The following is an 18,347-nucleotide window of genomic DNA, read 5'->3' on the forward strand; positions in this document are numbered from 1 at the left end:
CTGATGTGTACGGTCTACAACATCAAGCGAGCCGTGAAACAGTGAAATCAAACGCCTTCTGGCGATTCACCAGAGCCTGCTTCGGTTAGAGCGGCGGAACGCTCGTCACCTGGGCAGTCGGCTAGGTGTCCACAGCAAAGGCGAACGGCCCGACAACTGGCAACTCGTGAGGCCCTGTCCAGAGACGGTTCCCGAGCTCTGCTAAAAATGAACTGTATATTACCATTTACAGTTCAGGCCGTTTCTATTAAATCGTATGTATTGAACTGTCTCAACACCAATCACGAGAACATACACAATCCGACATAGACTTTCTTATATACAATAAAACCGCGCAAAAGGAGTTAATCCGACCAAACTACTTCTCGGGTTTAATACCCTATGCCGGTACGTCCCGGATGTAGCATGTTCGACTCAAACCCGAATCGACGAACGGTCCTGAAGGCGATCGGCGGCACGGCCGCGATCGCTGCGGTACCGACAAGCGTGCAGGCGAGCGATGAAGAGTGGCGGGCAGTCGAGACACCGACGGAGGGCACTCTCCACGGCACCGAAGTCACGACCAACGGCTACTACGCCGTCGGTGAGGGCGGTATCGTCATCCACCGCACGAACGAAGGATGGAAGAAGGTCCTCGACGGCGGGCCGACCGGCAACGGTAACGACCTGTACGGTTCGGACACGACGGACTACGGCACGCGCATGTGGTTCGTCGGGTCGAGCGGAGTAATCGGAGAGTACGACGTCGAAACGGGCAACCTCGAGGACCACTCCGCACCCAACGACAACACGAACAACTACAACGACGTCGCTGTGACCGGCGAAGGTGGCAGCGCGAACGTGTACGTGGCGGGCGACTCCGGAAAGATCTACTACAGCTTCGAGAACGGCGAGTCCGGCACGTGGGAGTACGTGACGCCCGGAAGCGGTTCCGCGATCCAGTCCATCGACTTCCACGACGACCGCTCCGGCCACGCCGTCGACTCGAACGGCCGCGTCTTCGAGACGACCGACGGCGCGACCTGGGAGCCGATCGGTCTGCAGGACGCCAACGTCAACTTCTACGGCGTTGTCTCGCGAAGCGAGACAGCCCATCAGACGGAGTCTGATGACGCCGACAGCGACGGTTGCGACGGCGTTTGGGTCTCCGGCGGCGGCGGTATGGTGTTTCACTACGACGGATCCCAGTGGACCTCGGCCGACACCGGCGACGCCGGCCTGCAAGACGTCATCATCACGTCAGGCGAAGGCTACACCGTCGGCGGTGGAGGGAAACTGTACGAGTACGACGGCGATCAGTGGACGCAGGCCGACACGCCGACCGGCGAGAACCTGAAGGCGGTGCTCCAGAGCACCACCGACATCGCCGTCGGCGCTGGCGGAACGGTACTGGAACACTAAACTACAGGCGGCCTCACGGTTGGTCCCAGGCTCCTGTCATCCCACTGTCCCCGGCACGCCAGCCGGTTGTCAGAGGCACCCCTCACCGGGGACAGACGTCGTTTCGGACCGGGCGTAGCAAGCGGCGAAACCGCGTGTTTGGCCGACGGTTCGCGGTCCACGACTCACCGACGTGCGGCACCGTCTTGTTCCTGCCACGACACGTCGCCACAACTTATACCGCCGCCCGCATAACAAACCGATATGCCCGGATCAGACCTCAATCGAGGACTCGAGGGTATCACGGTCGCCGAGACGCGACTCAGCTACATCGACGGCGAGTCCGGCGAACTCGTTATCGGCGGGTTCCCGGTCAAGGAACTCGCGGTCGACGCGACGTACGAGGAGAGCGTCTTCCTCCTGTTGAACGACCGCCTTCCTGCCGCCGACGAACTCGCCGAATTCCGCGCCGATCTCGCGAACCGCCGCGAAGTGGGAGACGAGGTTCGGGCGGTCCTCCGGCGGGCCGCCGAGGAGGAAAAGCCCGCGATGGACGCCCTTCGGATGGGCGCTGCGGCGGCGAATCTCGGAACGGGCGAGGAGAACCCGCGAGAGGACGCCCGACGCGTCATCGCCGTACTGCCGACCATCGTCGCGGCGTACTGGCGCTACCGCCAGGGAGCGGAACCGGTCGCGCCCCGCGAGGAACTGGGCCACGCGGCGAACTACCTCTACATGCTGACGGGAGAGGAGCCGAGCGACCCACAAGTGCGGGGGCTGGAAACCTATCTCAACACCGTGATAGACCACGGCCTGAACGCGTCGACGTTCAGCGCCCGAACGGTGGTCTCGACCGAATCGGACGTCGTCAGCGCGGCGGCGGCCGCCGTCGGGACGCTCAAAGGTCCACTGCACGGCGGTGCTCCCGGCCCTGTCCTCGACATGCTGGAAGAGGTCCACGAGTCCGGCGACGCCGAGGCGTACGTCCGCGAGACGCTGGAGTCCGGCGAGCGACTGATGGGCTTTGGCCACCGTGTCTACCGCGTCCGGGACCCGCGGGCGGCGGTGCTCTCGACGGCCGCCGAGCGGTTCTACGAGGCGGCGGGCGACGACTCCTTCTTCGAGACTGTCCGGGAGTTCGAGAACGTCGCCGTCGACGTTCTGGCCGAGCACAAGCCGGACCGACGGTTGGAGACGAACGTCGAGTTCTACACCGCGGCCCTGCTGCGCGGCGTCGGCGTCCCGCGGGACCTGTTCACGGCGACGTTCGGGGTGTCCCGAGTCGGCGGGTGGATGGCGCACTGCCTGGAACAGCTAGACGACAACCGCCTCATCAGACCGCGCTCTCGCTACGTCGGGGAGACGGACCGAACGTGGACCCCCGTCGAGAACCGATAGCAGCCGAACGGAGTGGGACATAACGCCACACAGAACAGTCGAGCAGTCGGAACTGCCCGGCACTTTCGTACTCAGCGGTTACGCAGTACCGCTCAGTTCCTCGGCGACCGCGTCCGGGCCGAGCAGGTCGGGGTCGACTGCGAGGTCGACCTGCGCGCTGGCGAACTCCGGGAACGAGTCCCGCGAGTAGATGACGACGCGGAGGTCGTCGTTGAGGTCTTTCGCGATGGGGACGGCGGTCGCCTGTTCCACGTCCGTCAGGACGAACAGGTCCGCGTCGACGATGCCGGCCTCCTCCAGCGCGGGGCGCGTGGCTATCTCCTCGACCGTCGCGACCTCGTTCCCCTCGCCTTCCAGGTTCACAATCAGTCCCTCGTCGTCGTGGCCCGCGAACACTACCTGCATCACTCGTACTCTATGGTGGCCGGCGGCTTGTGTGTCACGTCGTAGACGACCCGCGCGACGTTCTCGTGAGAACCGGTGATCCGGGACTGGATCCGCTGGAGCGTCTCCCAGTCGATCTCTTGGGCGCGGGCGGTCATGCCGTCCCGCGATTCGACGGAGCGGACGGAGACGACCCAACCGTGGACGCGGTTGTCCCCCTTGACGCCCGTCGCCTTGCCGATGACGGCGGCCAGCGCCTGCCAGGGCTCGTACTCCACCAGTTCCTCCTCGACGACGTGGTTCGCTTCGCGCGCGACCTCGAGTTTCTCCTCGGTGACCTCGCCGATGATCCGAACCGCGAGTCCGGGACCCGGGAACGGCATCCGCTCGGCGACGAGTTCGTCGAGGTCGAGTTCGCGGGCGACCTCGCGGACCTCGTCCTTGTAGAGGTCGCGCATCGGCTCGACGATACCGTCGAAGTCGACCACGTCGGGCAGTCCGCCGACGTTGTGGTGGGACTTGATCGTCCCCTCGCTCTCGATGCGGTCAGGGTAGATGGTCCCCTGTACGAGGTAGTCCGCGTCGACCTCCTTCGCGACGGTCTCGAACTCCCGGATGAACTGCTCGCCGATTATGTGGCGCTTTTCCTCGGGGTCGGTCGTGTCTCCGAGCGCGTCGAGGAACCGGTCCCGGGCGTCGACTATCCGGAGCGAGTCCATGTAGTCGAACGTCTCTCTCAACTGATCGGTCTCGCCTTTCCGCATCAGGCCGGTGTCGACGTAGACGGGTGTCAACTGGTCGCCGATGGCCTCGTACGCCAGCGCGGCGGCCGTCGACGAGTCGACGCCGCCCGACAGCGCGATGACGGCGTTCGCGTCGCCGACCGCGTCGGCTATCTCGGCTATCTTCTCGTCGATGAACGAGTCTACGTCGACCATCAGGCTTCCACCTCCGTTGCCTCGGCCGCGTCGTCGGCACCGTCGACGCCGGCGCGTTCCATCACGGTGTCGACGAGTCCGACAAACGGCGGCGACGCGCGGTCCGGCCGGGAGCGGAACTCGGGGTGGAACTGCGTGCCCAGGAAGTACGGGTGACTGTCGAGTTCGAGTATCTCCATGCGGTTGCCCGCGCGACCCGAGAAGACCAGATCCGTCTCGGCGAAGTCCTCGAAGTAGTTCGGATTGACCTCGTAGCGGTGTCGGTGTCGCTCCGTGCACGCTGAACCGCCGTACACGTCCTCGGCGAGCGTCCCCGGCGTGATGTCGGTCTGGTGCGCGCCGAGACGCATCGTCCCGCCCATATCAGACACCTCGTACTGCTCCGGGAGGATGTCAATGACGGGGTTGCTCGTCTCCTCGTCCATCTCGGCGCTGTGTGCGTCTTCGTAGCCGAGCACGTTCCGCGCCACTTCGACGACGGCCATCTGGAAGCCGAGGCACAGTCCGAGAAACGGCACGTCGTGTTCGCGAGCGTACTGTATCGCCCGGATCTTCCCTTCGGTGCCGCGGGATCCGAACCCGCCGGGAACGACGATCCCGTCGGCCGCTTCGAGCCGGCGTCGGTGTTCGCCGCCGTCGGTTTCGTCGATCATCTCGTCGGAGTCGACCCACTGGACGTTCACGTTGACGCCTTTCGCGAGACCCGCGTGTTTCAGCGCCTCGTTGACGGACATGTACGCGTCCTCCAGGTCGTACTTGCCGACGAGCGCGATGTCGACCTCGCCCTCGCGCTCGCGGGTGACGACCTCGCGCCAGCGGTTGTCGCGGTCGGCCGTCGGCAGCGCATCGTCGGCGAGACCGAGTTCCTGCATGACGTACTCGTCTAAGCCCTCCTCTTCGACCATCAGCGGCACGTGATAGATGTCCTCGACGTCCGGGTTCGAGAAGACGGCGTCCGTCGGAACGTCGCAAAACAGCGCGATCTTCTCTTTCGTGTGCGGTTCGAGTTTATCGTCCGCGCGCCCGACGAGGATGTCCGGCTGGAGCCCGATAGAACGAAGCTCCTTGACGCTGTGTTGGGTCGGTTTGGTCTTCTGTTCGCCGTTTTTCGAGTACGGAACGAGCGTGACGTGAGTGAAGAGGATGTCCCCCTCGTCTTCCTCGTGAGCGAACTGTCGGAGCGCTTCGAGGTACGGCATCCCCTCGATGTCGCCGACGGTACCGCCGACTTCGATGAGACAGACGTCGGTCCCCTCGGCGGCCTCGCGGATGCGCCGCTTGATGTCGGTCGTGACGTGCGGGATTATCTGGACGGTCTTGCCCAGGTAGTCGCCCGCGCGTTCCTTCTCGATGACGTGCTGGTACGTTTTGCCCGTCGTGATGTTGTGGTCGAAGGTCATGTCCTCGTCGAGGAACCGCTCGTAGTTCCCCAGGTCGAGGTCGACCTCACCGCCGTCTTTCAGCACGTACACTTCGCCGTGCTGGTAGGGGTTCATCGTCCCGGCGTCGACGTTGAGGTAGGGGTCTATCTTGACCGCCGTCACGTCGAACCCGGCGTTTTTCAGAAGACGCCCGGTGCTCGCGGCGGTGATCCCTTTCCCGAGACCAGACATCACGCCTCCAGTGACGAAAACGAACTTGTTCCCCAGTGTGGGGTCGTATTCGGATTCAGGATCGGTCGGCATACCGATTGTCCGCAACCGCGACTCAAAACCATTTCGGACCCTTGTCCGAGCGTGATACTTTGCCGTGATACGGCGGAACCATCAGGATAGCGTGTAGCGGTCGAAACGAGCGGCAGCGTACAGATACGCGCTGACGGCGACGGCAACACCGACGGTCGCAGTTCCGACACCACCGACCAGTTGGATCTGCTCGGCGGAGTACGTCGGGACGGCGATCCGAAACGCGCTGGGGACAAACAGGAGGAGAAGGCCGACCAGTCCGACGACGCCGACGACGAACGAGTACAGGCCAAGAACAACGAGATTCGGGAGGATCACTTCGCGCGTATCGGAGACGGCCGTCGGTTCGGTCGCCGGGACGAGACAGCCGAGTCCGCTGGCGACCGCGGCCGCACACACGGAGAGTACGACGCCGTAGAGAACCAGTGTCAGCGTTTGCCCCGCCGAGATAGGGCCGACGACGCCGAGCGCGACGACGACGACGACCGTCGGCGCAACCGAGACACACAGTCCCGCGAGGATGCGACCACGGATGATTTCTCGCCCGGAGACGGGGGCGATCAGCAGTTGAGAGTACATCGGTCCTTCGTCTCCGATGGGGTTCAGACAGAACAGCGCCCCGCTGAGCCAGGCGCAGTACACGACCGCGGTCGGCGGCAACAGAAGGAGCACCGTCCGGAGGAACTCGGTGCGCCCCCCGCCGGCCGGGAGAAACCCCGGCAGGATCACCAGCCCGGAGTAGAGAACGTGGACGAGACGGTGGGGGTTCCGGACGGCGCGGACGATCTGGAGCCACGCGACTCGGGACGGTTGGGACCACCCGAACGGAGCGTGCCGGGTTCTCGAACGGTCGGCCGTCGGCTCAGAACGGTCGGGTACAGTCGTGAACCACACCGCACTCACCGTCCGCCGGAGCGCAGCGACGACAGCCACCGGAAACGCGACTGCGGTCGCAGCGGCCACGGCGACCTGACGACTCGTTGCCGAACCCCGGTCCGCCCCGAGCAAAAACAGGTCGACGTACCCGTTGATCGGAAAACGGGCGGCGGCGAACTCCGCGCCGAACCAGTTTCCGCCCTCGTATCCGGACAGAATGACGACACCGCTCAGCAGGACTGTCCCCCCAAGTACCCATCTCGCGTTCCGGCTGAGGCCGCGAAGGGACGGCATTGCCACGAGACCACTGAGATACCCACAGGTCACGCAGGCCGTCACGAGGAGACCGACAGTCACGCAACCGGTTACGACGAGAAGCAGGTCTCTGGTTCCCGACGCAAACAGCGTAATGAACACGAAAACGGGCAGTCCGACGGCGACGAGTATCCGGATGCACTCCGCCAGGACGAGACCGACGGCGACGTCGCCGGCCGACGTGGCGACGAGTACGGCGTCGCTGGCGTCCGGATAACCGGTGCTGTAGACCGCCCGAAGGAAGGCGATCCCGAGCGTGAAAACCGCCAGAAGCGACAGCTGTCCGGCGACGAACTCTTCGATCGGAACCGCGACCGACCCGCGTCCGATCCGTTCGCCGAACCTGTACACGTACGTTCCGCCGATGTACCAGAAGGGCGCAGCAAGTACGGTCGTCGCCGCAAACAGCAGGAGTCGCCGGTCGTTTTCGAACGCCCGCCGACACGTCCGTCGCAGTTCCGCGACGGCGACGCGGCGGGCGTCCTCAGATACCACGACTGCTTCCGGTACCCATTCCGCTCTCGTACACCGGTAGCATGATCAGGATCCAGATACCCATGCCGATAATCATCAACGCGTCGTCACCGGTGATCGGCGTGAATATCCCCGTGATAACCGCGGCGATAAGCAATCCGCCACCACCTCCAGCGAGCGTAACCGGTTCGTGGCCGAACACACTGTAGCCGACTGCATAACAGACTACGGCAAGCGCCCCGAGCGCAACGGCCGCGGCGTTCCACTGCGTGAAGTCGGTAAGAGTGAGAGCGTAGAGGACTGCGCCGCTGATGCTCGTTACCACTGCGTTCAAAACGATCAACCGGTTCTCGCTTATCATCTCTACCAACATGAGTTAAGATTGTGTCGTGATGGGGGTAAACTTTGTTCTTAGAAACTTAACACAGATCGAGTCTGTCGTGAGAACATATCGCCTCGTAATCGACCCCGCACCCGAGTTTCGAGATCACGTAGCACGCCGCCTGCGTGAACGTGAAACAGCCGCCTCCGGCGATGATGTTCATGCCGCTGAGGACGCCGCAGATGAACGCGGTCGAAGCCCCGCAACCGATACGACAGATCTGCTCGACGGCCTTCTTACAGCCCCAGCAGCCGATATCCCAGTCGTCGGCCGTGACTGCGTTCGTCTCGCTCGCTGACCCGCTAAAATCCGCCGTGTGCGTCGATGTCGACATCCCGTCGAGCGCGTCGACGGTTTCGGCGGTTATCGTTCCGTCGAGGTCGTCGACCGACTGTGCGTCCGCCGCGTCCGCATCGGGTTTCTCGACGTATTCGAGCGAGGCGACCGTGACGGTGCCGGTGTCAAGCGACCGGCCGATGGTGAGATACGCTTCGTCAGCGTCCGCTCCCTTGATGGGGACTGACGCCAGATCCACCTGTTCCTCGCTATCGACGCGACCGACGAGGATGCCCTCTCTGTCGAGTTCGTGGCCCCGCTCGCGGACCTCTCGCGCGAGGGCATGGAACTCGCTGGTCCGTGACAGGCGGGCGAACGCTCGACGCGCTTCCGCGTCCGTCAGTTCGTCGTACACCGACGTGTCGACCTCGTCCTCGTCCGTGAACTCGTCGGCTGACACCGAAGAGGCACCCAGTGTGACCAACGAGACGGTCGCGGCACCCATCCGGAGGAACTTCCGTCGACCCTGTCCGTCAGATCGATCTCGGATCCGGGACATCGCGTCCCACGTCTCCCCGCATCCGCCGGCGTCGACCTGTTCGTTCAGCTCTTCCGCGACGTCTTCCGCCGTATCGTTCCTATCAGACATGGATTGTGACTCCAGAAGGAAAGATGTGGAGTGATACTGTATAATTAACTTCTGATACTATAATAAAGAATGAAATCAAGTCACCCCGTGAAAATATGCAGCGGGCGCGGGATGATCGAAACGCAGTCAGGCGACGGATTGAGAGATTATCTCACGCTTTGAGACGTCCGTCACGGGTCGAACGTCGGCCCATCAGTTTCGGATCACCGACAGGCGACGCGCGCTGCCTCTCGCGGATTCGAACTGTTCGGTCGCCCAGGTTCGGATCTGGGGAGCAGAGCCGTCGAGACACCCCTGAATGTGGCCCTGGTCGTCGTACGTAGTGACTAAGACGCGGTCTTCGAGGAGAGCGTACCCCGTCCGTAGCGGCCCGGGGTGGACGAAAAGCGATCTCGCGGGAACGTCCGTGATCCAGTGATCCGTCGAACGGTCGTTTATGACCGGTTCGGTCGTCATCACCGTGATGCTGGTACTGGCTTCGAGGAGGCGGGAGTGTACGTCGTCGAGTATCGGACTCGTAACGGGCGTCATCAGCCGAACGCTGGTAGCAGTTGACTGATCGAGCGTGTCGATGTAATGCGAAAGCGGGGCGTGGGGGTCCTGTTCGGTCGCGGTAACGAGCGTGCTGTCTGCCAGCGATGCCAGCGGCGGCGCGGCGTCCGCGTCGAAATGACGGAGAACGGGTGCGGCTTCAGTCACTCGGTTGACGGTGTTGGCGACGGTTTCGTACTGTTCGAGTATGATCGATCCCGCGGCGGTGAGATGGTACCGACTGTCCCGCTTTGCGATCCAACCGCGCTCCTCGAAATCTGAGATGATCCGTTGTACCGTTGCCCGCGAGATACGGCACCGTTCGACGATGTCGCACGGACGGCCAGGGTGGTTTTTTATCGTACGTAAGAGGGCGGGGCGGTTTTCGGATCGGACCAGGTAGGATAACTGTCCCAGGGCGGACATAGTTGAGTAGTTTCGCCGCAACGTATTATAATTACCCTATAAATCACGTAATTAATGTGTATATTCCGAACTACCGACGCTGACGGACGCGCTCCCCCGTGTTTCAGTTTCGCACAGATTTACCAGCAGAGAGTGTGAGACTGGCGTCTACGCGGCCGCTTCGAAGAACTCTCCGACTCGCTCGCCGATCCGGTCGTGTTTTCCGATGAAGAAGTGGTCCGCCGACAGTTCGACCACCTCGTCGCCACGCTCGCGCGCCCGCTTGACGACAGGCTCCGGGTCTGCTGTATCGTCGCGCGTCCCGTAGATGACCTGAACTGGGCAGTTCAGGCCGTCGAGTGCGGCCGCCGCGTCCAAGTCGTCGCCGAGTCGCGACGCGGGGGCGAGCACTGATAGGCCAGCAACGTCGCGGTCGACCGTCGCGGCGGCGAGCAGCGCCATGGCCCCGCCGAAACTGAATCCGAACAGCCCCACGCAGTCGTATCGTTCCGCCGCCCAGCGGACAGCATTACGCGCGTCCTCCCGTTCCCCGTACCCCTCGTCCCAGTCGCCGTAGTCGAACCGGAGGCAGTCGAATCCGCGAGACGTGAGTGCATCGCTCACCGCCACGAGACGGTCGTCGCCGCGGTGTCCGCGGTGTTGCGGGTGCGGCGGGCAGGCGACGACGCAGGCCGTCGCCTCCGCCTCGCCATCCGGCGTATCTATTGTTGCGCGGACGTCCCGTGGGCCGGGGATCAGTACGTCAGTAGAGGACATGTCCGCTTCTAGGGGGAGTCAGGATTTTAAGTCACGCGTTCCCTAAATAACGGTATGGGAATACTCTCGCGGGCCTCCTACGTTATCCGGTCGAAGATGAATTCGCTATTGAACCGGGCTGAGGACCCCACGGAGACGCTTGACTATTCCTACGAGCAGATGCGTGACGAACTCCAGGACGTAAAACGTGGGATCGCCGATCTCACGACGCAGAAAAAGCGTCTGGAGATGCAGAAAAACCGGCTCGAGGAGAACGTCGAGAAGCACAACGAACAGGCGCGACAGGCTGTCAGCCAGGACCGAGACGACCTCGCGCGGCGCGCGCTGGAGAAAAAGAAGGCGAAGATGACCCAGATAGAGGAACTGGAGGCTCAGATAGCGGACCTCCAGAACACGCAGGACAACCTCGTCGACAAAAAGGAGTCGCTCCAGCAGCGCATCGAGGAGTTCCGTACCAAGAAAGAGACGATGAAGGCGCGCTACGAGGCCGCGGAGGCCAGCGCACGCGTCTCCGAAGCGATGACCGGTGCCGGCAACGAGATGGAGGACGTCGGCCGCTCCATCGAACGCGCCGAAGAGCGCACAGACGAGATGGAGGCGCGGGCCGCAGCGATGGACGAACTCCAGGACGAGGGCGTGTTCGAAGACGCACTCTCCGACAAGGACCAACTGGACCGCGAACTCGAAGAGGTTCGCACCGGCGGCGAGGTCGACGCCGAACTGGACACGTTGAAAGCCGAAATGGGCAAGGAAACGTCGCCTGACACCGAAGCGGAACCCGAGGGCAAGGAAGACGTCGAGTTCGAGACCGACACGGGCGAGGAGGTAGACGTCGATGTCGACGAAACCGAAGTCGAGGAGGAGTTAGAGGACATCAAAAGCGAGGAAAGCAGATAGGGACTGTTGTAACCGTGTGCCGATAGTCGCCGACACCGGTCGGCGAACTACCGAACTGACGTACAACAGTCGCTATGACAGGTCAGTCGCCGCTTCCGCCGGACCGTTCGCTCTCGCGGAGGATGAACGGGCCGATAGCGAGCGTCCGCTTCGCGATAGTGGCGATCCGCAGGATGTAGGCGACCAGGACGAGGAACGGGACGACGGCGGCCGTGACGCCAAGACAGACGATCAACAGGACGTTATCTACTCCTAACGTCGCCCCGGGGAACGACGAAGCGTCCAGAAACAGGAGCGAGACGATGGAGACGCCGAGCGCCGGAATCGACGTGTAGATCATCGCCCGCGAGAGATCGACTAACTCCCAGCGGAAGTAAAGCGTCTTGAAGTGTTCTCGGGCGGGGCCGAAGAACGTCAACACACGGATGAGGTCGTCGAACGCCTGACGCTGTTCGTCCGAGAGATCGTCCATGTGATCGTGGCGGATCTGCCGTACCCGGAATATTTTCCAACTGTAATTGTAGTTCAGCGCCGCCTCAAGTACGTCGTAGGTGCCGAACTCGACACCGTCTAACTGATCGGTGACAGTGCGGGCGTGGTCTACGAGGTTGTCGGTGTACTCCTCGACTGCATTGCGTAGCTCCGGGTCATCCGAACTGAGGGTCCGTTCTCGCAGCGTCTCGGCCCGGTCGGCCGACGTCGCGACGAGGGCACTGAGAAACGCCGCCGGATCCGGCGGGCTGACATCGCCGAACAGGTCATCCGTGTCCGCACGAAACCCCATCGAACTCGACATCCGCGAGCGCTGAGTCCCGAGCGGACCGAGTTCCGCGGAAAGGACGAGCTGGTTGATCGTGACCACCAGCGTCACGCCGGTGATTATCGAAGTAATGAGCGCCTGAAAGACCGTGTCGGTCGGGTCGGTCCCTCGCATCGTCGCCCGCAGCGGCGTGGCGTCGAGCGTGCCGAGAACCACTAGCACGGCGAACAGTACTGCCGCCATCGCGACGACCAACACCCCCCGGTTCGCGTCGAGCAGGATCCACAGGCGCACCCGGCTATCGCTCCCGCGGCCCCGCATCGTATCCGCCGGTTCGTCTGCCACGGACCGGGGTACGACGAGCAGACAGATATACGTTGAACGAGCGCCGGACAGCGTCGGACCGGACGGAGTGCCCGGGGATTATTCCCGTTCCCGTGGACGCTCACGGTATGAGCGAGCAGCGCTACGAGTACAGAGTCGAAGACGTGTCGATCTATCCCAGTGAGATAGACAGCCGCCGGTTCGAGGAACTGCTCAACGAGAAGGCGACCGACGGCTGGAAACTCGACGAGACGGTCACACTGGGGGAGTCGACGGTGTTGTTCGTCTTCCGTCGCGGAGCGTAGTTCGATGAGCACCGTTATCGTCACGGCGGTCACGTTCGTCCAGACTGTCCCAGACCGCGCTCTCGAAGGAACTCGATGACGGCCGGTGACCGCCGCTCTCGCCCGGACGACGGCACCCTTTTGCCGCCCGCTCGGAATGTGGAGCTATGCGCGTGCTGTTCGTCCACTCGGACCGAATCGCGTTCGAGGCTACCGCGAAAGCGGACGAAGCGGCTGAAGAGGCGGAAGGAGCGGGACAGAACGGCGACGCGGAACGCGGTACCGTACCGGCCGCGGGGGAACTGGAGGACTGTGTGACGGCGTTCGTCGCCGTCGAACCGCTCGACGGAAGCGACGTGGACGCCGCGGTCGCGGCGGCGAAGAGGGAACTCGGGGATCTCGCGGACAGTCTCAACACGGATCGCATCGCGCTGTACCCGTGTCCGCTCCTGAGCGACGACCGCGCCGACACGACGACCGCAGCGACTGTTCTCGGTCGGGTCGAGGCGGCCCTCGACGGCGAGTACGACGTGTTGCGCGCTCCGGTCGGGTGGCACGCATCGTTCGAGGTGTCCTGCAAAGGGCACCCGCTGTCGACTGGTGTCCGGACAGTCGACCCGGATCGCGGCGCGGACCGGGAGCGGTCGGCGAGCGAGTGGTACCTGATCACGCCGGACGGGGAGCGACGCGACCCGACAGCGACGAACGCCGATCTCGGCGCGGCGCTTCGGCGCGTCGTCGCCGCCGAGGTGACGGGCGAACGGCCGAACGCCGGCCCCGCCGCCGACGAGGGACAGTCCGTCGCCGAGACGCTGTCTCGGGCGGGACTCGCCGCGGATTCGGGGCCGGGCGCTGGGCGGACCTGGTTGCCGCGAGGGGCGTTCGTCCGGGACCGTCTGACCGCGTACGCGGACGACCTCGTGCGGGAGTTCGGCGGCCTCCCCGTCGAAACTCCCCGGGCCTACGACCTCGACGCGGAGGCGGTACGTGCTCACGCGGCGGCGTTCGGCGGTCGCGGCGGCCGGGTCGATTCCGGGAAGCGTCACCTGTTCCTGCGGCCGGCACACTGTCTCGGCCACTGCTCGCTCCTCGCGACGGCGGATCTCGATGCGTCGGACCTGCCGGTCCGGCTCTACGAGTCGGGTGACGCCTGGAACGCCCCGAATTCGAGGGACCACCACCGCAGTGTCGACGTCGTGCCCGAGATGCACACCGCCGTCGCGGACACGGGGGAGGCACGCGAGGCGTTCCGCCGGCAGGCGACCCTCGTTCGGGAAGCGAACGCCGCGCTGGAGACGGCGGCGGTGCCGGTTCTCCGAGTGACCGAGGAGTTCCACGCGGGTCACGAAGAGTGGGTCGAGACGCTGGTCGCGGACGGTGACGGCCCGACGCTCGTCGAGGTGGTACCGGACCGGCCGGGGTGCTGGTCCGCGAGGCTCGATCTCGTCGCGACGGACGCCGGCGGTCGGTCCATCGAAACCGGGACCGTCCGACTCGACAGGGAGACGGCGGCGAGGTTCGGCGTCGAGTTCTCCGATGGCTCTCGGACGCGGACGCCGACGCTGCTTCACTGTTCGCCGACGGGCCCGCTTGACGACGCGCTCCGGGCGGTGCTGTCCGGCCCGGAACGCGAGGGGTCGGAACTGCTGACCTGGCTCGCTCCCACACAGGTCCGGTTGATCCCCGTCGACGGCGACCACCTCGGGACCTGCGACGATGTCGTCGACAGACTGACCGACGCCGGGGTTCGGGCCGACGTGGACGACCGCGCCGCTCCGGTCGGCGACCGCCTCGCCCGGGCGGACGACGAGCGAGTACCACACGTCGCCGTCGTCGGCGACCGAGAGCGGAATGGGGAGCCGTTACGGGTCACTAACCGCGCGACGGGGAGAGAGCGTACGACGGATGTCGACGAACTCGCGAGGACCGTCCGCGAGGCGACCGCCGCGCATCCGGCGCGGGAGCGATACGGGCCGCGCCGCGTCAGCGAAACGCTCGCGTTCGGGGAGTAACATCGTCGAGAGGGGACGCGAACCACCGGAACGTCTCTCGTAGCCAGTGAAACAGTTCACGCAGTGATCGCCCGACAGCAGGCGGTCGAATGTGCAATGACTGTCACTGGCTACCATAGTTCGAGCGTTCGATTCCCGAGTGCTGCTCGGTCGAGTTGGCTACATTTATAAGCCCCCGACACATGATTCCGTATACAGGGCGCTGGTAGTGTAGTGGTATCACGTGACCTTGCCATGGTCACAACCGGGGTTCAAATCCCCGCCAGCGCATTTTCGCTGCGAACTACTCCGATGAGCACCGCGTAGCGTGTGCTCTCCGCCTCGTGAGCAGTAAACTCGCCTAAGGATTTGAAATAGACCAGACGCAGCCACGACCGGAGAGGGGAACGTCCGGGAGGGTTTGAATCCCCGCTAACGCGCTCATCTCGACATCACCGTCTCCGCTTCACTATCACCGCGCATGGATCAGGTGTTTACGATGGCCGCGAGTCAGTCACGTACATGGACGACCGTATTCGGAGACACGCGGAGATCCTCGTAGACCACTGTACGGACATCGAGGCCGGCGACAACGTTCTCGTCCGGGCACCGGCGGAGGCAGACGACCTCGTCGTGGCGCTCTACGAGCAACTCGGCGATCGCGGCGCGCGGCCGGTGACATCGTGGAGCAACAGCCGCGCCGGTTCCGCGTACGCACGAGAAATGGACGTAGAAGACTTCGAAACCAAGGACCACCGACTCGCGGCGATGGAGGAGACGGACGTGGTGATCATGGTGACGGGCTCGGCGAACTCGGCGGAGTCGAGCGACATCGACCCGGAGAAGTCGGCCGCCGCGGGCCGAGCGCGACAGCCCATCCTCCAAGAGCGTCTCGACAAGCGGTGGGTCATTACGCAGTATCCGACGGCCGCCGACGCGCAGAAAGCCGAGATGAGCACCGCCGCGTGGACCGACTTCGTCTACGAGGCCGTCAACAGGGACTGGGAGGCCCAGCGCGAGTTTCAGGACCAGATGGTAGCGGTCCTCGACCCCGCGGAGGAGGTGCGGATCGTAAGCGGTGACGGGACGGATCTCCGGATGAGCGTCGACGGGATGCGGGCGAGCAACGATTACGCGAAGCGAAACCTCCCGGGCGGCGAGGCGTTCACCTCTCCGGTTCCGGATTCGGTCGAGGGCGAGGTGAGGTTCGATATGCCACTGATCCGTAACGGTCGAGAGATACGGAACGCCCACCTTACCTTCGAAGGCGGCGAAGTTGTGTCTCATTCCGCGGATCAGAACGAGGCAGTGCTGGCGAGCGTCCTCGAAACCGACGACGGCGCGCGTCGGGTTGGCGAACTCGGGATCGGGATGAACCGCGGCATCGACGAGTTTACCTACAACATGCTGTTCGACGAGAAGATGGGCGACACCGTCCACATCGCGCTTGGGAACGCCTTGGAGGAGTGCGTTCCCGACGACCGCGAGTTCAACGAGAGCGCGATGCATGTGGACATGCTCGTCGACATGAGCGAGAACTCCCGGATCGAGGTCGACGGTGAAGTCGTCCAGCGAAACGGAACGTTCCGGTTCGAAGAGTAGAAAGTATATCACGCGGATCCGCGTAGCCCGGACCGTTCGATGGTCGACCCGGAAAAGGATCCGGACGAGACGACACGGGGATACGACGCGATGGCGACGGACACGGACGACGGCAGCGGGTGGGAGAGCCCGTGGGGCGACAACCCGCTCCAGCGGTACTACTCGTGGCCGGCCACGCGGGCGTTGCTTCCGGACCTGACGGATCGGCGCGTCCTCGATGCCGGGTGTGGCGTCGGCGACCACGTCGGATGGCTCCTCGACCGCGGCGCGGCGGTCGTCGGCATCGACGCGAGCGAGCCGGCAGTCGAAAGCTGCCGCCGACGGTACGGCGACCGAGCTGATTTCGGGCAGATCGATCTCACAGAACCGTTACCGTTCGACGACGGCGCGTTCGATGTCGTGCTCAGTCATCTGGTGCTGGACCATCTGTCGGAGTGGCGGCCGGTCTTCGATGAGTTTCGGCGAGTACTGACCGCTGAGGGAACGCTCGTCTTCGCCGTCGTCCACCCCATGCAGTACTATCTGAGCTACGACGCAGTCACCGAGTACTACGACACGGCAGCGGTCGAACTCGGCTGGGACGATGTCAGTATCACGTCGTATCACCGTCCGGTGAGCGACGTGATCAACGCTCTCGCGGAGTCGGGGTTTCGCCTCGACCGATTCGAGGAACCGCGACCGCCGACCGAGTACGCCGAGCGCGCCGCCGACGAGTGGAACGTGACTGAGCGGCCACAGATATGCGTCGTCCGGGCCGACAGCGACCAGCGGTAGGCTCACGGCAAGTCGCTGTCGGCTGTCGTCGTACTGTCGGAGACCCCTGTTTCGGAAGTTACGCGGTGACGTGTCCGCGGTCGCGACCTTCGTTACTGTGGTCCGTCTGTTGGTGTCGGTGACCGGGTTTGCTAGACGACCCAGCGAACCACGCCCGAACGGTTAACAGCTGGCAGTGTATTTCTCGCTGCGCGTAGTTTCGCCACTATGAGCAGCATCGCGGAGTTGGCTATCCCTCCGGAGGAGTTCATCCTGGCGCACACGCTCGCCGCGGTGCCGGACGCGACAGTTGAGATCGAACGCGTCGCGGCGGCGACCGAGAACCGCGTGACCCCCTACTTCTGGGTACACAGCGACGACCTCGACGCCTTCGACGCCGCCCTCCGCGAGGACGATACCGCGCGGAACCCTGAACAGTTGGAGTCAGACGGGAGCGACCGACTCTACCGGGTCGACTGGCACGCCGAGGACCACGGGATAGTTGAGGTACTCGCTCGCTCCGAGGCGACCGTGCTGAAAGCCGTGGCGAACGACACGTGGCAGGTCCGGATACTGTTCCCGGACGAGGACAGCCTCTCGACGTTTCACGACGGGTGCCGGACCGCTGGGCTGTCGTTTACCGTCGAACGCCTCTACCACCCCGACGACCTCGGAGACACCCACGAACACGGGGTAACGGAGGAGCAGCGAACCGCTCTGGTGGCCGCCTACCGGGCCGGCTACTTTGCCGTACCCCGGAACGCGACACTCGCCGAAGTAGCGGACGACCTAGACATCTCCTCGAACGCGCTGTCGTCGCGGTTGCGACGCGGGAACGCGAACCTCATCGAACGCGTTCTCGTCGACGATCCGCGGTCGACTTAAAAAGGTCGTGAATACTCACAGGCAGTCACTACCTGCGCTCCGTGGATAGATACGGTGGCACGATGTCCGACGGACCATACGAAAACAGTGACGCGAGCGACGCCTCACTTCGGCTGAACGAGAGCACTGAGACGCTACATACACGCGACCCCGCGGACTACGAGTCGACGGCCACCGCCGTCGTCTCCGCCGTGAAGACGGCCGTCGGCTGTGAGATGACGGATCTGCCCCCGCTGTACGACACCCTCGAACCGGAAGCGCTCGACCGGCTCGCGGCGGCCGGGACAGTCCGCGTCCGATTTCGGTTCGCCGGATGTGAGGTCGAACTGTCGGAGGACGAGGTTCGCGTCCGCGGACCGTCAGAGAAGTCGTAGGTCTTGG

At 64.0% G+C, this 18,347-nt stretch carries 18 protein-coding genes and 1 tRNA gene; 10 read left to right on the plus strand and 9 right to left on the minus strand.

The window, feature by feature from the left end; translation table 11 throughout:
• The first annotated feature begins 405 nt into the window (after positions 1-405).
• Together SM753_RS05195 and SM753_RS05200 are read left to right on the plus strand one after the other, a co-directional pair.
• Entirely contained in the window at positions 406-1,401 is a 996-nt protein-coding gene (locus tag SM753_RS05195) for a hypothetical protein (protein ID WP_323190808.1), read from the plus strand.
• Between the two features lie 243 nt (positions 1,402-1,644).
• On the plus strand, positions 1,645-2,778 hold the full coding sequence (locus SM753_RS05200; RefSeq protein ID WP_323190809.1) for a citrate synthase/methylcitrate synthase: 1,134 nt from the start codon (positions 1,645-1,647) through the stop codon (positions 2,776-2,778).
• Between the two features lie 78 nt (positions 2,779-2,856).
• On the opposite strand, the gene SM753_RS05205 is transcribed toward SM753_RS05200, so the two are convergent.
• From SM753_RS05205 to SM753_RS05240, 8 genes are all read right to left on the minus strand, one after another.
• Complete coding sequence (locus SM753_RS05205; protein WP_135535704.1) at positions 2,857-3,183, minus strand: CTP synthetase; 327 nt, start codon at positions 3,181-3,183, stop codon at positions 2,857-2,859.
• On the minus strand, positions 3,183-4,100 hold the full coding sequence (gene guaA, locus SM753_RS05210) for a glutamine-hydrolyzing GMP synthase (protein WP_135535703.1): 918 nt from the start codon (positions 4,098-4,100) through the stop codon (positions 3,183-3,185). The genes SM753_RS05205 and guaA overlap by 1 nt, the downstream gene beginning before the upstream one ends.
• Positions 4,100-5,785, minus strand: coding sequence for a CTP synthase (locus SM753_RS05215; protein ID WP_323190810.1), 1,686 nt, complete (start codon positions 5,783-5,785; stop codon positions 4,100-4,102). The genes guaA and SM753_RS05215 overlap by 1 nt, the downstream gene beginning before the upstream one ends.
• Positions 5,786-5,866: 81 nt before the next feature.
• Positions 5,867-7,471, minus strand: a complete 1,605-nt coding sequence (locus SM753_RS05220) for a hypothetical protein (RefSeq protein WP_323190811.1) — start codon at positions 7,469-7,471, stop codon at positions 5,867-5,869.
• On the minus strand, positions 7,461-7,823 hold the full coding sequence (locus SM753_RS05225; RefSeq protein ID WP_323190812.1) for a hypothetical protein: 363 nt from the start codon (positions 7,821-7,823) through the stop codon (positions 7,461-7,463). Before SM753_RS05225 ends, SM753_RS05220 begins: the two co-directional genes overlap by 11 nt.
• Positions 7,824-7,869: 46 nt before the next feature.
• Positions 7,870-8,757 (minus strand): halocin C8-like domain-containing protein, encoded by an 888-nt coding sequence (locus tag SM753_RS05230; RefSeq protein ID WP_323190813.1) that lies wholly within the window; start codon positions 8,755-8,757, stop codon positions 7,870-7,872.
• Between the two features lie 192 nt (positions 8,758-8,949).
• Positions 8,950-9,714: a MarR family transcriptional regulator gene (locus SM753_RS05235; protein WP_323190814.1), complete on the minus strand. Its 765-nt coding sequence runs from the start codon at positions 9,712-9,714 to the stop codon at positions 8,950-8,952.
• Between the two features lie 147 nt (positions 9,715-9,861).
• On the minus strand, positions 9,862-10,470 hold the full coding sequence (locus SM753_RS05240; protein WP_323190815.1) for a CocE/NonD family hydrolase: 609 nt from the start codon (positions 10,468-10,470) through the stop codon (positions 9,862-9,864).
• A 54-nt stretch (positions 10,471-10,524) separates the two neighbouring features.
• Here SM753_RS05240 and SM753_RS05245 point away from each other — a divergent pair, with 54 nt between their 5' ends.
• Positions 10,525-11,367: a PspA/IM30 family protein gene (locus SM753_RS05245; protein ID WP_323190816.1), complete on the plus strand. Its 843-nt coding sequence runs from the start codon at positions 10,525-10,527 to the stop codon at positions 11,365-11,367.
• 82 nt (positions 11,368-11,449) lie between these two features.
• Here the strand turns inward: SM753_RS05245 and SM753_RS05250 are convergent, their stop codons facing one another.
• Positions 11,450-12,472 carry a hypothetical protein gene (locus SM753_RS05250; protein ID WP_323190817.1) on the minus strand — a complete coding sequence of 341 codons (1,023 nt, stop codon included), beginning with the start codon at positions 12,470-12,472 and terminating at the stop codon, positions 11,450-11,452.
• Positions 12,473-12,579: 107 nt separating this feature from the next.
• Between SM753_RS05250 and SM753_RS05255 the strand changes: the two genes are divergently transcribed.
• The 7 genes from SM753_RS05255 (at position 12,580) to SM753_RS05285 (ending at position 18,340) form a co-directional block, all read left to right on the plus strand.
• On the plus strand, positions 12,580-12,756 hold the full coding sequence (locus SM753_RS05255; protein ID WP_161972947.1) for a hypothetical protein: 177 nt from the start codon (positions 12,580-12,582) through the stop codon (positions 12,754-12,756).
• Positions 12,757-12,902: 146 nt separating this feature from the next.
• Entirely contained in the window at positions 12,903-14,747 is a 1,845-nt protein-coding gene (locus SM753_RS05260; protein WP_323190818.1) for a threonyl-tRNA synthetase editing domain-containing protein, read from the plus strand.
• 199 nt (positions 14,748-14,946) lie between these two features.
• Positions 14,947-15,017, plus strand: a tRNA-Gly gene (locus SM753_RS05265).
• A gap of 231 nt (positions 15,018-15,248) precedes the next feature.
• The gene (locus SM753_RS05270; protein WP_323190819.1) at positions 15,249-16,328 is read left to right on the plus strand and encodes an aminopeptidase; all 1,080 of its coding nucleotides are present in this window, start codon (positions 15,249-15,251) and stop codon (positions 16,326-16,328) included.
• 39 nt (positions 16,329-16,367) lie between these two features.
• Positions 16,368-17,102 carry a class I SAM-dependent methyltransferase gene (locus SM753_RS05275; protein ID WP_323190820.1) on the plus strand — a complete coding sequence of 245 codons (735 nt, stop codon included), beginning with the start codon at positions 16,368-16,370 and terminating at the stop codon, positions 17,100-17,102.
• A gap of 207 nt (positions 17,103-17,309) precedes the next feature.
• Positions 17,310-17,966 (plus strand): helix-turn-helix domain-containing protein, encoded by a 657-nt coding sequence (locus SM753_RS05280; protein ID WP_161972946.1) that lies wholly within the window; start codon positions 17,310-17,312, stop codon positions 17,964-17,966.
• 62 nt (positions 17,967-18,028) lie between these two features.
• On the plus strand, positions 18,029-18,340 hold the full coding sequence (locus tag SM753_RS05285; RefSeq protein WP_323190821.1) for a HalOD1 output domain-containing protein: 312 nt from the start codon (positions 18,029-18,031) through the stop codon (positions 18,338-18,340).
• Positions 18,341-18,347: the final 7 nt, after the last annotated feature.

It is taken from the genome of Halostella sp. PRR32, from assembly GCF_034808085.1.
Classification (GTDB): Archaea; Halobacteriota; Halobacteria; order Halobacteriales; family Natronoarchaeaceae; genus Halostella; species Halostella pelagica.

Coding starts and splice junctions, on each gene's coding strand:
- SM753_RS05215 (WP_323190810.1), bottom strand. CDS start 5,785: ATGCCGACCGATCCTGAATCCGAATACGACCCCACACTGGGGAACAAG.
- SM753_RS05235 (WP_323190814.1), bottom strand. CDS start 9,714: ATGTCCGCCCTGGGACAGTTATCCTACCTGGTCCGATCCGAAAACCGC.
- SM753_RS05225 (WP_323190812.1), bottom strand. CDS start 7,823: ATGTTGGTAGAGATGATAAGCGAGAACCGGTTGATCGTTTTGAACGCA.
- SM753_RS05245 (WP_323190816.1), top strand. CDS start 10,525: ATGGGAATACTCTCGCGGGCCTCCTACGTTATCCGGTCGAAGATGAAT.
- SM753_RS05270 (WP_323190819.1), top strand. CDS start 15,249: ATGGACGACCGTATTCGGAGACACGCGGAGATCCTCGTAGACCACTGT.
- SM753_RS05260 (WP_323190818.1), top strand. CDS start 12,903: ATGCGCGTGCTGTTCGTCCACTCGGACCGAATCGCGTTCGAGGCTACC.
- SM753_RS05275 (WP_323190820.1), top strand. CDS start 16,368: ATGGTCGACCCGGAAAAGGATCCGGACGAGACGACACGGGGATACGAC.
- guaA (WP_135535703.1), bottom strand. CDS start 4,100: ATGGTCGACGTAGACTCGTTCATCGACGAGAAGATAGCCGAGATAGCC.
- SM753_RS05240 (WP_323190815.1), bottom strand. CDS start 10,470: ATGTCCTCTACTGACGTACTGATCCCCGGCCCACGGGACGTCCGCGCA.
- SM753_RS05255 (WP_161972947.1), top strand. CDS start 12,580: ATGAGCGAGCAGCGCTACGAGTACAGAGTCGAAGACGTGTCGATCTAT.
- SM753_RS05230 (WP_323190813.1), bottom strand. CDS start 8,757: ATGTCTGATAGGAACGATACGGCGGAAGACGTCGCGGAAGAGCTGAAC.
- SM753_RS05280 (WP_161972946.1), top strand. CDS start 17,310: ATGAGCAGCATCGCGGAGTTGGCTATCCCTCCGGAGGAGTTCATCCTG.
- SM753_RS05285 (WP_323190821.1), top strand. CDS start 18,029: ATGTCCGACGGACCATACGAAAACAGTGACGCGAGCGACGCCTCACTT.
- SM753_RS05195 (WP_323190808.1), top strand. CDS start 406: ATGTTCGACTCAAACCCGAATCGACGAACGGTCCTGAAGGCGATCGGC.
- SM753_RS05205 (WP_135535704.1), bottom strand. CDS start 3,183: ATGCAGGTAGTGTTCGCGGGCCACGACGACGAGGGACTGATTGTGAAC.
- SM753_RS05200 (WP_323190809.1), top strand. CDS start 1,645: ATGCCCGGATCAGACCTCAATCGAGGACTCGAGGGTATCACGGTCGCC.